This is a genomic window from Amycolatopsis sp. NPDC043889, from assembly GCF_056435645.1.
Genome location: NZ_JBWKEC010000036.1, coordinates 1 through 16,403 on the forward strand (window position 1 = coordinate 1; position 16,403 = coordinate 16,403).

A 16,403-nucleotide genomic window follows, 5' to 3' on the forward strand; every position below is an offset into this window, starting at 1 on the left:
GAGAACCACACCCCCCCCCCACTCTTTGGGTACGGGGGAGGAAGGGGGAAGGGGGGGGGGGGTGGGTGGGGGGGGGGGGGGGGGGGGTTGGGGGGAAACCCCAACCCCCCACCCACGACCACCCCCGGCCCCCTGCCTGCCCAAGACACCTCACCGCTCACGAGGCGATGCGCCGCACCGCGTTCGCGCAGGCGAGAGACTCCAGCAGCGGCACCGTCCGCTCCCAGCCCAGGCAAGCGTCCGTGATACTCAGGTCCCGCCGGGGCCGCGCGGAACCGACGTCCTGCCTGCCGTCGGAGAGGTACGACTCGATCATCACCCCGGCCAGCGCGTCGTTGCCCGCGGAGATCTGGTCCGCCAGGTCGGCGACGACCACGGGCTGCCGGTTGTGGTCCTTCCCGCTGTTGCCGTGCGAGGCGTCGACGACGAGCCGGTGCGGCAGACCGGCGGCGGTCAGCGCGTCGAGGGCGTCCGCGATCGCGTGCGCGTGATGGTTGGGTTTCGGGCCACCGCGCAGGACGAGGTGCGCGTCCGGGTTTCCGGCGCTGCGCTGGATCCGGGCGCGCCCATCGGCCGCGGCGCCCGGGAACACGTGCGGCAGCGCGGCCGCCCGGACCGCGGCGACGGCCGTGTCCAGCCGCCCGGACACGCAGTTCTTCATGCCGATCGGCATCGGCAGCCAGGACGCCAGATGCCGGTGCGGCTGGCTGGCGACGGTCCGCGCGCCGATCGCGCCCCAGCTGACGGTGTCCGCGAAGTACGGCGCGAGGAACGGGTCGACGAACTCGTACGCGAGCGGCAGCCCGGTCGCGGCGGCGTCGTCGAGGAACTTCCGTCCGATTCGGACACCGGACGCGAGATCGCCCTTGCCGTCCAGGGTGGGGTCGGGCACCAGACCGGTCCAGCCCGCGATCGTCCGCGGTTTCTCCAGGTAGGCGCGAAGGACCACGACGAGATCGTCGGCGAACCGGCGGGACGCCTCGGCGAGCCGATGCGCGTACTCGAGCGCGCCGTCGGTGTCGTGCACGGAACACGGGCCCACGACGACGAGCAGCCGGGAGTCGCGGCGGGCGAGGACGTCCGCGACGGTTTCGCGGTGCCGGACGATCTCGTCCGGCACGACGCCGCTCGTGGCCACTTCGGCCGGACTGGGCAGTGTGTCCTGGTCAAGCATCCGCATGACCTCTCTTGTTGTCGGGGGCGGCCACCCCGGCCCGGGGCAGCCGCGTCGCACCGGCCACCGCCACGACGGCGAGGCCGAGAACACACCAGAAGGCGTCGGCGAAGGCCGCGGCGACGTCCGAGCCGCGAGCGGCCAGCCGGGCCTGCAGCACCACGGCCAGTACCGCGGTGCCGATCGAGCCGCCGAGCGTGTTGAGCAGGTTCAGCGCCCCGGCGGCGCGGGGCAGCCGGGCGGGTTCGACCCGGCGGTAGACGATCGTCATCACCGGCGCGCCGATCATCGCCGCGCCGAAACCGCGTAGCAGCAAGGAAAGCACGATGACCCAGTCCGGAAGACCGGGACCGAGCTGGGTGAAGGGCGCGGTGCCGAGGGCGACCAGGCCGATCCCGCTCAGCACCAGGGTGCGCGGCGAGATCCGGTCGACCAGGCGGTTCACCAGTACGGAACCGGCCGCCGCGCCGATGCCCTGGGGCACTAGCAGCAGCCCGGTGTCCCAAGTGGACAGTCCGGGACCACGCTGCAGGTAGAGCGGGAGCAGGAACATCGTGCCGAACACCGACGCGCCGAGCAGCACCAGCGCCAGCGCGGCGACCCCGAACGGAGGCCGCGTGAACAAGCGTGGATCCAGCAAGGGCGCTTCGGCGCTCAGGCCGTGCCGCACGAACGCCGCGAGCATCACGACGCCGAGCACGACGGCGATCCCGGCGACCACCGGCGTCCCCTGCTCGAACCAGGTGAGCCCGAAGACCAGGACGGCGAGCCCCGGCGAAAGCAGCAGCGCGCCGCGAAAATCGAAGCGCGCACCCTTGCCGCCGGGTTCACCCGCCGGAACCCAGCGCCGGGCCAGGATCACCGCCACCACACCGACCGGGAGGTTGACGTAGAACAGCCATGGCCAGTCCGCGACGGCGAGGATCGTGCCGCTCGCCATCGGGCCGAGCACCGGCGACAACAGCGGTACGAGACCGACGACGCTGATCACGCGCCCGATCCGGTCCGGTCCTGCCGCCCGGGCCAGGAGCGCCTGACCGGTCGGTGGCAGCAGGCCGCCCGCGAGTCCTTGCAGGACACGGAAGGCGATGAGCGCGGGCAGGGTCGGCGCCAGCGCGCACAACAGGGACGCCAGCAGGAACACGACGACGGCGGTGAGCCAGACCCGCCTGCCACCGAACCGGTCGGCGAGCCAGCCCGACGCCGGCACCGCCGTGACCACGGCCAGCAGGTACGCCGTCGTCACCCATTGGACGCCGGTGACCGGCGCGCCGAACTCGTCGGCGAGGGTGTCGACGCCCACCGAGACGATCGTGCTGTCCAAGGTCGCCATGAACGTGCCGAGCACCAGGACGGCCGCCGTGCGCCACAGGGCGGCGTCGATCGGGCGCGCGGTCACCGCTCCCCCGCGAACCCGGCGGCGTCGCCGTCGAACCAGGACGGCAGTTTCCGCAGGAACCCGACCAGGTCGTCGGCGAGCGACCGGGCGTCGGTCTCCCTCGCGTACAGAACACCTTCCCAGCCGTGCTCGCCGGGGACGACGGTGACGCTCACCGAGTGGTGCGTGCGTTCACGGAACCTCGTCCCGGTGACGGTCAGGCCGGGCGCGGGTTCGCGCAGCTTCGCCGGGTCCACCGGGTAGTTCTCGAACACGAGCAGGCTGTCGAACAGCCGCTCGCGGCCGGCCAGCGACGCGAGCTCGGGCAGCCCCATCCGATGGTGCGCGGCCATCGCCTGCTGCCGCGCCTGCAAATCGGCGAGCGCCTCGGCGACCGTCCCGGTGAACCGGGCGCGGACCGGGACGCTGTTCGCCAGCAGGCCGATGATCTCCTCGACACCGTCCACATCGGACGTCCGATTCGAAGTCATCACCCCGAAGCTGACGTCCCGGCGCCCGGCGTGGGTCGCCAGGACGGCCGCCCACGCGCCCTGCAACAGGGTGTTGACGGTGAGGCCCCGTGCGGCGCCCAGCCGGGTCAGCTCTGCGACCAGCTGAATGTCCACAGTGAACAGAGCCGGTTCGGCGGACCCGCCGGTACACGGCAAGTGATCGCCTTCGGGCAGGCCGGCGAGTTCCGCCCGCCAGGCCCGGACGTCGGACGAGTGATCGGCCGCGGCGAGCAGGCGGGTGTACCGAGTCGGCGGCACCGGCTCCGGCAAAGGCTTCCCCGCGTACAGCGCGAACAACTCGCCGAGGACGCGCGGCGCGGACCAGCCGTCGGACAGCAGATGGTGACTGGTCAGCACGAGCGTCTGACGGCCTGGCCCGTGCCGCAGCACGGTGACCCGCCACAGCGGACCATGGGCCAGATCGAACGGTTCCGCCAGCTCCTCGTCCAACACGGTGTCCACTTCGGACACTTCGCGGACGCGGAAACCGGCCAGCGGCTCGGCGGGGATCACCTGGACCTCGTGCGACGCCGGGAACACCGCGCCCAGGTTCGGCTGCCGTCGGACCAGCGCGTTCGCCGCGGCCCGCAGCGCCTCGACGTCGAGGTCACCGGACAGCGTGAACGCGGCCTGCACCGGATACGGATCTTCGTCCGCGGCACGGGACTCGCGCAGGATCACCTCCTGCAACGGGGTCAGCGGCATGACTTCGCCGGGGCCGGGCACGTCGGCTGCGAGCGCGTCCAGCTCCCGGCGGAAATGCTCGCCCAGCACGGCGATCTCGTCTTCGGTGAACAGCGCGGACGGCCACGTGAAGCGGACCCCGAGCGTGCCACCGTCGGGGACCATCGCGTTCACCGTGAGCGCGTACGGCAGTGGCATCTCCGCACCACCGCCGGAACCAAGCGGATCGGCGTCCGGCGGGCGCTGCCACAGGGTCTCCTCAACCGGAGCCTCGGGGAACCGGCCGAGATAGTTCCAGGCGATCTCGGGCCGCGGGCCGCCGACGCCGAGAATTCCGTGCCCGAGGCCGTCCCCCGCCGCGCGCAGATGGTCGCGCACCGCCCGCAGCGCGTCCGGCAACGGTCCGTCCGGTGGGGCGATCCGCGCCGGATGCACGGCGGTGAACCAGCCGGCGGTCTGCGCCAGATCGACCGTGCCCGTGAAGTCCGGGGTGTGTCCCGGCCTTCCGTGGCTTTCGACGGCGACGACCAGGTCGGCGACGGTCTCGCGCCAGGCGGCGACAGCGCGGGCGAGCGCGGTCAGCAGCACGGTGTCCGGGCCCGTGCGATACGCCGTGGGCAGCGCGGTGAGCACGGCGTGGGTGGTGTCCTCGCCGATGTCGAGCCGGTGGTGCCGGGCGGTCGCCACGGTGTCCCGCGCCGGATCGAGCCGGGTGCGGCCGAGCGTGGTCTCCGGCGCGGCGGCGATCCCTCGCCAGTACGGCAATTCGTCCTCTCGATGCGGGGCGGCCGCGCGCAGCGACCGCGCCCAGCCCAGGAACGACTGCCCGCGCCGGTGCGGGGTCTTGCCGTGGAAGGCCTGTTCGACGTCGTCGAGCAGGACACGCCAGGTCACCGCGTCGGCGACCAGGTGGTGCGCCACAAGCAGCAACCGCCCCGGTCGCTCCTCGCCGACGTCCACCAAGACCGCCCGCACCAGCGGGCCGGTACGCGGGTCCATCCGCGCGACGATCTGCTCGACCTGCGTGTCCAGCGCCGCACGCGGATCTCGGGACACGCGGATGGCGGTGAGCACGTCGGCACCGGTCACGGCGCCGACGTCCGGGACACGAAGCGTGTCTTCGACCAGATGCGCACGCAGGACGTCGTGACGGGCAAGAACGGCGTCGAGCACCGAGCGCCAGCGAGGAACGTCGTCCGCCGAAGGCACACAGATCTCGACCCACTGGCAGAACCCGTCGGCCGCCTTTCCCGCGCGCCGCAACAGATCGCGCATGATCGGCGTGAGCGGGGCGTCGCCGACGGCGTGGGCTTCCTCGGCCTGTTCGGGCTCGCCACAGCGCGCGGCGATCCCCGCGACCGTGCCGCCTTCGAGGACGTCGCGCGCGGTCAGGTGCAGCCCTTCGCGGCGGGCACGGGAGACGACCCGCAGCGAGGCGATGCTGTCGCCGCCCGCGTCCAGGAAGCCGTCGTCCAGCCCGACGTCGGGTCCGAGCAGATCGCGGACCACTCGCAGCAGCACCGCTTCCGCCGGGGTGGCGGGTTCCCGTCCGCCGTCCGAGCGGGCTTCCGGCGCGGGCAGCGCGGCCCGGTCCAGCTTGCCGCTCGGTCCGAGCGGAAGCCGTTCCAGCGCGACGAACGCGGTCGGCACCATGTACGCGGGCAGCTCCGCCGCGAGGTGTGCCCGCAGCGCTGCCGGGTCGGGTTCGGCACCGTCCACGGGGACGAAGTACGCGACCAACCGGTCCTCCCGGACGATCACCGCGGCGGCGCGCACGTCGTCGTGGGCGGTCAGCGCGGTCTCGATCTCGCCGAGTTCGATCCGGTACCCGCGCAGTTTGACCTGGTGGTCGGCGCGGCCGAGGAAGACGATCTGCCCGTCCGGCCGCCAGCGGACCAGGTCGCCGGTGCGGTACATGCGCTCCCCCGGCGGCCCGAACGGGTCGGCGACGAACCGTTCGGCGGTCAGCGCCGCCCGGCCGACATAACCCTGCGCGAGTTTCGGCCCGGCCAGGTACAGCTCGCCGGTCACGTTCGTCCCGACCGGGAGCAGCCCGCCGTCGAGCACGTACGCGCGGACCTCCGGGTCCGGACGGCCGATCGGGAGCGGGCCGGGATCGGCCGGGTCGTAGTGCCAGGTGACCGAGTTGATGGTGACCTCGGTCGGGCCGTAGGCGTTGAACAGCGCGCGCCGGTTCCCCCAGCGCCGGGCCAGTTCCGGGTCGAGCCGTTCGGCGCCGACGACGAAGAACACGTCCGGGTCGACGGTCGCGTCGTCGGGCATCGCGGAGAGGAACGAGGGCAGCAGGTTGAGCCCGGTGACGCGGTGTTCGGCGGCGTAGGCCAGCAGATCGTCGCCGGAGACCCGCACCTCCTCCGGCGCGATCACCGACGTGCCTCCGGACAGCAGCGGCAGCATGAACTGCCAGAAGGCGACGTCGAAACTCGTCGAGGCGAAATGCAGGTACCGCTCGGCGGTCCCGATCCCGACGATGTCCTCCTGCAGCGCGATCAGGCTCGGGACCCCGCGATGCGGCACAGCGACGCCCTTCGGTTTGCCGGTGGTGCCGGAGGTGTAGATGACGTAGGCGATCGCGTCCGCACTGAGCCGGATTCCCGGATCTGTGTCCTCGGTGGACAGTGCGGCCGGGTCGATCACCGGAAGGCCGTCGACGTCCGAAGTGGACACCACTGCGGCGGGCCCGATGTCCCCGAGCATGTACGCCAGCCGGTCGGCCGGATAATCCGGGTCCATCGGCACGTGCACCGCGCCGGCCTTGATCACGCCGAACAACGCGACCACGAGGTCGACGTCGCGGCGCAGCAGGACCGCGACCGGATCCTGTGGTTTCACTCCGGCGTCGATCAGGGTGTTCGCGAGCCGGTTGGCACGACGGTCCAGTTCGGCGTAGGTCAGGCTCCGGTCCCGGCACACGACGGCTTCCGCGTCCGGGGTCTCCCGGACCCAGCGGCCGAACTCCTCCAGCATGCCGCCGCGTTCGCGCTTGGGCTCCGGTCCTTCGCCGAGGCGCAGCATCGCGCGTTCTTCCTCGGCGCCGAGCGCGCGCAGCCGGGACACCGGCCGTGCCGGATCGGCCACGATCTCGTGCAGCACGGCACGCAGCCAGCGACCGTAGGACTCGGCCTCCTCGCGGGTGAACGCCTGTGGCTGGTAGCCGAGGCCGACGGTGAACTCGTCGCCGGGCAGCACGATCACCGTGAGCGGATAGTGCGTGGCGTCGGTGATGTCGACGCCGACGAGATCGAGGCCGGGCGCCAGCGTGGTGCGGGCGCGGCTGGAGAGCGGGAAGTTCTCCATCACGAGCATCGTGTCGAACAGGTCGCCGACGCCGGCCGCGCGCTGGATGTCCGGCAGCCCGGCGTGATGGTGATCGGTGAGCCGGACGCTTTCGGTGTGCACGCGCTCCAGCACGGTGACCGCGGTTTCGGCGGCGTCGAAGCGCACGCGTACCGGGATCGTGCTGCCGAGCTGGCCGATCATGCGCTCGACGCCGGGGACGTCGGCCGGGCGGCCGGAGACCGGGCAGCCGAAGACCACGTCGCGGCGGCCGGTCAGCCTGGAGAGCAGCACTCCCCACGCGGTCTGGAACACCGTCGTCGGGGTGATCCCGCGTTCACGGGAGAAGGCGCGCAACCGCTCGCTGAATTCCCCGCCCAGTTCCACGATGACGCGTTCCGGACGCTCCACAGTGGACTCGATGCTCGCCGGGGCGAGCCGCGTTCCTTCCTCGAGTCCGGCCAGCGCCTCGCGCCACGCCTCCGATGCCGCGTCCGGGTCGCGTTCGCCGAGCACGCGGTGGTACTCCGAAAGCGAGGGCGCGACCGGGGCGGCCGGGCCGCCGCCGAGTTCGGCGTAGGTGGCCAGCAGCGTGCGGCCGACCAGCGGCATCGACCAGCCGTCGAGCAGCGCGTGGTGGTTGGTGAGCACCAGGCGGTGCTCGTCCGGGGCGAGGGTCAGCAGCAGGAACCGGATCAGCGGCGGAGTCACCGGATCGAAGGGACGGGCGAGTTCGGCGCGGCACTCGGCCTCGACCTCGTCGGGGGACACGCTCGCGAACCGCCAGTCCAGCGTGACCTCGGCGGGCACCACCTGGACGACCTCGCCCGCGTCGGTGGTGTGCAGGTGGACGCGCAGCGCGGGATGCCGCCGCAGTACCTCGGCGGCGGCCTCCCGCATGCGGCTGGCGTCGAGGGCGCCGCTGAGCAGGGTGACGGCCTGGACCACGTAGACGTCGGTGTCCTCGGTGCCGCGCGCCAGGGTGTGGAACGAAAGCCCGGTCTGCAACGGGGTCGCGGGCAGCACGTCTTCGAGCCGGCCGCGGCGTTCGAGCGCGTCGATGTCGCCCTGGTCGAGGCCGACCAGCGGCAGATCCGACGGCGTGAGCCCGCCACCGTCCGGCCCGATCCGGGTGGCGTGCGCGGTCAGGGCGTCCAGCGCCCGGGACCACGCTTCCTGAAGCGCCGCAACGCTTTCCTCCGGCAGCACCTTGCCCGCCGCGGTCCACTCGACGGCGAGCCGGGGACGACCGTCCTCGCGGACGAAGCAGTTCAGTGCCAGCACCTGTTCGAGCGACTTGGCGTCCGGTTCGGTGACCGCGAACGGGTCCTCCTCCGGCAGCCGCCAGCCGGTGCCCGGCAGTGCGGCGAATCGGCCGAGGTAGTTCAGGACGACGTCCGGCGGTGGGACGGCGGCGAGTTCGTCCCGGGTCAGCGGGTCGAGATACCGCAGGACGCCGAAGCCGACGCCGTTGTCCGGAACGGCGCGTTTGGCCTCCTTGGCAGCTCGCAGCAGCTTTCCCGCCGCGTCTCCGCCGGTGAGCGCGCTTTCGAAGTCCGTGGTCGCCGCCACCGCGGTGGCGGGCACTCGCAACGGATGTTCGGCGGTGAACCAGCCGACGGTGCGCGAGAGGTCCAGGCCGTCTTGATCGCGGCCGTGTCCTTCGAGGGACACGGTTTCGGCCTCGACCGGAGCACCCCGCCACGACCGGAGGGCGAGCACGAGCGCGGCGAGCAGGACGTCGTCGGGTCCGGCGCGGTAGGCCGCGGGCAAGGCGGTGAGCACCGCGTCGGTCTGCTCCGGGGTGGCGACGGTGACCGAACGCCGCGCGGTCGCGACCGTGTCGGCGGCCCGGTCGAGCGGCCGGTGGCCGAGGCGCGGGCCGTCGAGCGCGCCACGCCAGTGCTCGAGTTCGCCGCGCCGGGCACCGGACGTTCCTTGCTCGTCAAGAAGAAGCGCGTGACGCCGCCAGGAAGTCCCGACCGGTTCGAGCGCTTCACCGGCGCACGCGGCGCGCAGATCCGGCAGCAAGACGCGCCAGGAGACACCGTCGACCGCCAGGTGGTGGAGCACGATGACGAGGTGTTCCGGTAGCAACGCGACCTTCAGGACACCCGCGCGGAGATCAAGGGACTCCGCGAGTGCCGCCGCGACCTCGGCCGGGTCGCCGGTCGTCTCGATGACGACGTCGGACGCCCTCACCGCGCCGCGTTCCCGGACCCGCATTTCGTCCTCTAAATGCAAACGCAGGACGTCGTGGTGGTCCAGCAGCGTTTGCACGCCTTGGGTCAGCAGAGCGGGAGGAAGATCCTCGTCGAGCCGGAGCGCGGTCCATTGCGTGTACCCGGCGATCGTCGCGACGTCCGGATGCGGGTCGAGCAGGGCGCGGACGATCGGCGGGGCGGGTACCTCACCGACGGGCTCGTCCGGCGGTGCGGCCGGGCCGCCGATCTCCGCGCTCGCCGCGGCCAGCACCTCGAAGCTGCGGCGGGCGAGCAGATCACGCGGCCGCAGGTCGAGGCCGTGGGCGCGGAGCCTGCTGCTGACGCTGATCGCGGTGATGCTGTCGCCGCCCAGCGCGAAGAAGTCGTCGTCGACGGCGACTTCCTCGACGCCGATCACCTCGGCGATGGTGGCGCACAGCAGCCGTTCGCGTTCGGTGGCGGCGGTCCTTCCGGCCGCCGCGCGCGGGGCGGGCAACGCGGCCCGGTCGATCTTCCCGTTGGAGGTCAGCGGAAGCGTGTCGAGTACGACGACCGCGGCGGGCACGAGGTGTTCCGGCACGCGCCCGGCGAGTTCCTCGCGGACCTCCTCCGGGACGACCTCGCCGACGACGTAGCCGATGAGCCGGGGGCCGCGCACCGCGGCGGCGGCCGCACGCACTTCGGGAACGGCGGCCAAGGCGGCCTCGACCTCGCCGAGTTCGACACGGTGGCCGCGCACCTTCACCTGGCCGTCGCGGCGGCCCAGGTACTCCAGACCACGACCGGGCACCCAGCGGGCCAGGTCGCCGGTGCGGTACATCCGGTCGCCGGGCGCGCCGAACGGATCGGCGACGAACCGTTCGGCGGTCGCGCCGGGGCGCCCGAGATAGCCGCGCGCCAGATGCGGCCCCGCGAGGTATAACTCACCCGGCGTTCCGGCGGGCACCGGACGCAGCGCGGCGTCGAGCACCCGGACCGCCGTCCCGGGCACCGCGGTGCCGATCGTCGGCTCCCCGTCGTCCAGCCAGGATCCGGCACCGTCCACAGTGGCCTCGGTCGGGCCGTACATGTTGCGGGCGCGGACACCCGACTCCGCGACCCGGCGCCACAGCGCGGGCGGAGTCGCCTCGCCGCCGAGGACGAGGAGCGCGGGCGGGTTCGGGCCGTCGAGCAGCCCGGCGTCGACGAGCGGCGCGGCCATCGACGGCGTGGTGTCGACGACGTCGATCCGGTCGCGGGCGAACGCGGCCGGCAGCTCGTCGGCGTCCCGGGCGACGTCGGTGCCGTAGACGTGCAGTTCGTGCCCGAACAGCAGCCACATCAGCTGGTCGAGCGCGGAGTCGAAGGCGAACGAGTAGGTGTGCGCGACACGCAGCGGCCTGCCCGCGGCGCGTTCGGTCTCGGCGACCGTGGTCGCGCGGTGGTGGCGCAGCAGCGTCGCGAGTCCGCCGACCCGGCCGAGGACACCCTTGGGACGCCCGGTGGAGCCGGAGGTGAAGATGACGTACGCGAGATGTTCCGGATGACGCGGAACATCCAGCGGCGATGAGTCCAGCGTGGACAGATCGGTCTCGCCCAGCAGCAGTTGTGGTCCCGGCACGAGTTCCGGGTCGTGGGCCACGGTGAGCACCGCGCCGGCTTCGGCGGCGAGCTCCCGCAGCCGCTCGACGGGATGGGCCAGATCCAGCGGCAGGAAGGCGGCCCCGGCGTCGAGCACCGCCAGCAGGGCGACGACGAGATCCGCGGACCGCGGCAGGGCCAGCGCGATGACGTCGTCGGTCCCGACGCCGCGTGCCCGCAAGGCCCGGGCGAGACGGTGCACCCTTGTGACGAGTTCGCCCGCGCCCAGCCGTTCTTCACCGAAGACCAGGGCGGTCTGCTCGGGATCGAGTCGCGCGAGAAGTTCAGGTACGCCAAGGAGTTCGCTGTCCGGGGCGGGGGTGGACCACGCCTCCAGCAAGGCGTCCCGCTCCCCCGGCGGCACCAAGTCGGCACCGGCGACCGCTGGGCCGTCCGGTTCGGTCAGCGCGGTGATCAGGCAGCGCAGCGCGGTCAGCTTGGCATCGACGGCGGCCTGGTCGTGGGTCCGCGCGTCGACCTCGAAACCGAGCAACAGCCCGCCGTCCGAGGTCGGGAGCACCGACAGCCCCATGTCCTCCGGCGGCCCGCCCGCGACATTGCGCATGGTGCCGTGCGAGCCCGCGAAGTCGAGCTTCAGGTCGAACGCCTTGAGGTTGATGCCGCGGCCGTGCAGCAGCGCCCCGGCGCCGGGCACCGCGAGATCCTGGGGCAGATCCTCGCCGCGATACCGCTGATGCGCGCGCATCTCCTTCAGCGCGCCCGCGACCCGCGTGGTCAGCTCGGCCGCCGAGTCCTCCGGGAGCACCTTGACCCGCAGCGGCAGCACGTTGACCGCCATCGCCGGGGTCCGCAGCGCGGCTCCTTCACGGCACATCAACGGCATCGCGAACACGACGTCGGTCCAGCCGAGGACGCGGTGCAGGAAGGCGGCGTAGCAGGCGATCAGCGCGTCGCCCCAGGTCGTCCCGGCACGTTTGCCCAGTTCACGCAACCTCGCCACGTCCGACGCGGACAGGACCGACCGGGCGGTCACGGTGTGCTCGGGCGGGCCTGACGCGTTGCCGCCGTCATCGAGATCCGGCAACGGGGTGAACCGCTCGCGCCAGTACGCGCGATCCTGCTCGAACCGTTCGCTTTCACGGTAAGCGCGATCGGCCTCGACGAGATCGGCGAAGCGGGCGAACGTCGAGGGCTGCACCTCCTTGCTCTGGACCGAAGCGGTGTAGTGAGCGGCTGTCCGGCGGGCGAGCATCGCCGCGGTGTAGCCGTCGAACACGAGGTGGTGCCCGAGCTGGGTGAACCACACGTGCGAGTCGGAAAGCCGCAGCACGAGATGGGCGAACAGGGGCCGGTCCACCATGCCGCGACAAGCCTCGGCGACCCGGCGGCGTTCGGCGTCCACGCGCGCGTGCGCCGCGGCCACCGGATCGGCCTCGCCGCGCAGGTCCACGACCTCCGGCAGCGGTACCGCGTCTTCCGACACGACCTGGCGCGGGCCGCCCGGCGTCTCGAAGACCCGCAACCGCAGGCTGTCCGCTTCCTCGGCGGTCGCCCGGATCGCTTCGGTCAGCGCGACGACGTCGACCGGCTTTTCGCCGACGATCTCGATCACGTCGCCGACGACGTAGTAGGGCGAGTCGGGTTCGAGGCGTTGCGCGGTCCAGATCCCCAGCTGGGCACCGGTCAGATTCAGTGCTCGTTGGTGAACCCGCGTGTGAAACAGCACAGCGGGTTCCTGCGTTCGGTCGCTTTCCAGATTCATCTTCAGCTCCGCCAGCCTCTCAGCATGAGGGCACCACCATCGGGGTTCCGGTCACCGGGTCGGGCACGACGACGCTGGGGAGATCGAAGACCTCCTTCATGAGCTCGGCGTCGACGATGTCGGCGGGCGCGCCCTCGGCGACGATCCGGCCGTCCCGCAACGCCACGAGGTGATCGGCGTATCGGCAGGCCTGGTTGATGTCGTGGAGGACGGCGATCACCGTGCGGCCCTCGTCGCGCAGGCGCGCCAGCAAGCTCAGCAGCTGGTACTGGTGCGCGATGTCGAGGAACGACGTCGGCTCGTCGAGTAGCAGGTACGGCGTCTTCTGCGCCAGCACCAGCGCCACCCACACGCGCTGACGCTGTCCGCCCGAAAGCTCCTGCACCGGCCGGTCGGCCAGGCCCGCGACCCCGGCCGCGGTCATCGCCTCGATCACCGCGCGTTCGTCCTCTTCGGACCACGACGCGAACAGCGACTGGTGCGGGAACCGGCCGCGCGCGACCAGCTGCCGGACGCGGACGTCCTCCGGCGCCACCGGGTCCTGGGGCAGGAACCCGAGTTCCCGCGCCAAACCCTTGCCGGGGAAGGAACCGACGTCCTTGTCGTCGAGCAGGACCTCGCCGTCGGCCGGACGCAGCAGCCGGACGAACGCGCGCAGCAACGTCGACTTGCCACACGCGTTCGGTCCGACGACGGCGGTGAACGCGCGGTCGGGCACATCGAGGCTCAGCCGGGTCGACACGACCCGGTCGCCGTAGCGCAGGGTCAGGTCCCGGGCGGTCAAGCGGGCACTCATGTGCGCCGCACCTCCTTGGTGAGCAGCCAGATCAGGTAGCCGCCGCCGATCACGGTGCTGACCACACCGACCGGCAGCGCTTCCGGCGCGAGCAGCATCTGGGCGGCCAGGTCGGCACTGGTCAGCAGCACGGCGCCGGTGAGGGCGGCGGGCAGCAGGGAAATACCGGGCGTGCGGGCCAGCCGCCGCCCGATCTGCGGGGCGGCCAGCGCGATGAACGCGATCGGCCCGGCGACGGCGGTGACCGTGGCCGTGCAGCCGACCCCGATCAGCACCAGCACCAGCCGCAGCCGGTCCCAGCGGACACCGGTGGTGACCGCCAGCGCGCCGCCGAGCGCGGCCTGGTGCAACGCCGGCGCCCTGGTGAACAGCACGACGAACAGCACCGCGAGCACGCCGAACGGGATCGCGACGTCGTCCCAGCCGATCCCGTTGAGGGAACCGGCGTTCCAGCCGACGGCCGCGATCGCGATCTCGAGTTCGGCACGCAGCACGATCCAGGAGTTCAAGGCGGTCAGCATCGCGTTGATCGCGATCCCGATGACGATCAGCCGCAGCCCGGACAGCCCGCCGCCGAGCGACAACGCGTACACGATCGCCGCCGTGATCACGCCGCCGAGCACCGAACCGACGGTCAGCTGCGTCGACGTCCCCGAGAGCACGGTGATCGCGAACAGCGCGCCGGTGTAGGCACCGGCGTCGAGACCGATCACGTCCGGGCTGCCCAGTGGGTTGCGGGTGATGTTCTGGAAGATCGCGCCCGCCAGGCCGAGCGCGGCGCCGAACACCAACCCGGCAAGTACCCGGGGCAGCCGCCATTCGCGGATGACCACGCCCGGCCCGCCACCCGAACCGGTGAGCGCGGCGAACACACGAGCGGGGCTCGCCCACGCGGCGCCGTAGCAGAGCCCGAGCAGCGTCAGACCGGCGATGACCACCAGCATCGCCACGAGGAAGAAGAGGGTGCGGCGTTCCAGCCGGGCGGAGAACCGCCCGCGCCGCAGGACGAGTGTGCTCACAGTGGCGCCGCCCCGTATTTGCGGACGGCCCAGATCAGCACCGGGCCGCCGAGGAACGCGGTCACGATCGCGACCGGGACCTCGCCGGTCGGCAGCAGGACCCGGGATCCGACGTCCGCGGCCAGCATCAGGACCGGGCCGAGCAGCGCGGCGAACGCGATCAGCCACGGGATCGACGCGCCCGCCACCCGACGGGCCAGATGCGGCACGATCAGCCCGACGAACAGGATCGGCCCGGCCAGCGCGGTCGCCGCGCCCGCCATCAGCGTGATCAGCAGCAGGGTGATCGTCCGGACCCTGGCGACGTTCGCGCCGAGCGTGTGCGCGACCGTCTCGCCGAGCGCGATCGCGTTCAGCTGACGGCTCACCGCGAACGCTCCCAGCAGGGACAGGCCGATGACGATCAGCGGGACCGTGGTCGGCGCCTGCTCACGTCCTGCCAGCGAGCCCACCGACCAGAACCGGTAGACGTCGAAGGTGTCCGGGAACAGCAGCCGCAGGCCGAGGGTGAGCCCCAGCAGCACGGCGCTCAACGCGGTCCCGGCGAGCACCAGCCGCAGCGGCGACTTGCTGCCCACCGCGTACACCAGCGCCGAAGCGCCGACCGCGCCCAGCACCGCCAGGCCCAGCTCGGCGGGCGCCGACGCGGCGAGCCCGAACGAGGACCCCACCGCGATGGCGAACCCGGCCCCGGCGGTCACGCCGAGCACGCCGGGTTCGGCCAAGGCGTTGCGGGACAAGGCCTGCACGAGCACACCGCCGACGGCGAGGGCCGCGCCGACCCCGATCGCCAGCACCGCCCTCGGCATCCGGATGTCCAGGACCACCGCCCGGTCACTCGGATTCCCGTCGCCCAGCAGGGCGCGCACGACCTCGCCGGGGGCGATGGCGTGCGCGCCGATGCCGACGCTCAGCACGGCGACCACGACGAGCCCGAGCAGTGCGGCGCCGAGCAGCGCGGACCGCCCGGTGGTGGTCACTGCTTGAGCAGCGGCGCGAACGCCTGGTCGACGGCGTCCAAAGTGGACGTCGCGGCCCGGTAGGTGGCGGCCTCGGTGAAGCGGAACGGGTAGACCTTGCCCGCCTTCACCGCGGGGAGTTCCTTCCACAGCGGCGAGTCGAGGACGTACTTGACCGGCGCGGGGACGGAACCGTCGGCGCTGACCGAGTAGGTGATGGCGTCGGCCTGCGCGAACGCCGTCGACAGCTCTTCGATCGACGGGTACTCGCTGACGTCCTTCGAGCCGCCGCCCTTGACCTTGACCTGGCCGAAATAGGTGGCGCCGATGTCCTGCGCGACGTTGGTGCCCCAGGAACCGTTGAACTCACGCTGGAAGTTGCCCTTGGCGACCTCGCCGTACGCTCCGACGTGGCCCAGCTTCAGCTGCGGCAGCACGGCCTTGTACTTCTCGGCCAGCCCCTTGGCCTTGGTGTCGTACGCGGTCTTGAGCGCGTCGAACCCGGCGGCCGCGCCGGCGGCGTCGGCCTGCTTGCGGGACAGCTCACGCCACATCGACGGCACCGACGGGCCGATCGCCACGACCGGCGCGATCGCTTCGAGCCGCTTGATGTCGATGTCCGCGAGCACCGGCTTCGGCACGCCGATGACGATGAGGTCCGGATCCGCCTGCGCGATCGCCTCGTAGTTCGTCTCCGCCGCCGACTCGCCCGCGACCTTCGCCAGCTCGTCGTACTTCTTGCGCTCCTGCTCGTTGAACAGCGGGATGCCGCGCTTCCAGCTGGACACCCCGACCAGCGGCGCGCCCGCTTCGAGCAGGGCGGGCACGGCGTAGCCGGTGGCGATGACCCGCTTCGGCGAGACCGGGATGGTGATCTGGCCGTTGTCGGCGGCGAACACCCTGGTCTGACCGCCGTCGGCGGCCTTGCCGTCTTCGCCGGAACCGCAGGCGGTGGCCGCGGTCGCGACCGTCAGCGCGAGCGCGATCGCTCCGGCGAGGCGTCGGGTTCTGGTGGTGCGCATGGATTTCCTCGTTCT

7 protein-coding genes are annotated in these 16,403 nt (G+C 72.3%); all 7 read right to left on the minus strand.

Annotated features, from left to right (window positions below):
* Positions 1–157: 157 nt before the first annotated feature.
* Genes AC0685_RS37660 through AC0685_RS37690 form a run of 7 tightly spaced genes read right to left on the minus strand, consistent with a single transcriptional unit; the run spans position 158 to position 16,388 of the window.
* Entirely contained in the window at positions 158–1,180 is a 1,023-nt protein-coding gene (locus AC0685_RS37660; protein WP_478229848.1) for a 3-deoxy-7-phosphoheptulonate synthase, read from the minus strand.
* A complete protein-coding gene (locus tag AC0685_RS37665; RefSeq protein ID WP_478229849.1) occupies positions 1,167–2,573 on the minus strand; it encodes a DHA2 family efflux MFS transporter permease subunit in 1,407 nt (468 codons plus the stop codon). Before AC0685_RS37665 ends, AC0685_RS37660 begins: the two co-directional genes overlap by 14 nt.
* Positions 2,570–12,592: an amino acid adenylation domain-containing protein gene (locus AC0685_RS37670; protein ID WP_478229850.1), complete on the minus strand. Its 10,023-nt coding sequence runs from the start codon at positions 12,590–12,592 to the stop codon at positions 2,570–2,572. Before AC0685_RS37670 ends, AC0685_RS37665 begins: the two co-directional genes overlap by 4 nt.
* A gap of 19 nt (positions 12,593–12,611) precedes the next feature.
* Positions 12,612–13,388, minus strand: coding sequence for an ABC transporter ATP-binding protein (locus tag AC0685_RS37675; protein ID WP_478229851.1), 777 nt, complete (start codon positions 13,386–13,388; stop codon positions 12,612–12,614).
* Positions 13,385–14,407, minus strand: coding sequence for a FecCD family ABC transporter permease (locus tag AC0685_RS37680; protein ID WP_478229852.1), 1,023 nt, complete (start codon positions 14,405–14,407; stop codon positions 13,385–13,387). Before AC0685_RS37680 ends, AC0685_RS37675 begins: the two co-directional genes overlap by 4 nt.
* Entirely contained in the window at positions 14,404–15,387 is a 984-nt protein-coding gene (locus tag AC0685_RS37685; RefSeq protein WP_478229853.1) for a FecCD family ABC transporter permease, read from the minus strand. Before AC0685_RS37685 ends, AC0685_RS37680 begins: the two co-directional genes overlap by 4 nt.
* Positions 15,384–16,388, minus strand: a complete 1,005-nt coding sequence (locus tag AC0685_RS37690) for an ABC transporter substrate-binding protein (protein ID WP_478229854.1) — start codon at positions 16,386–16,388, stop codon at positions 15,384–15,386. The genes AC0685_RS37685 and AC0685_RS37690 overlap by 4 nt, the downstream gene beginning before the upstream one ends.
* Positions 16,389–16,403: the final 15 nt, after the last annotated feature.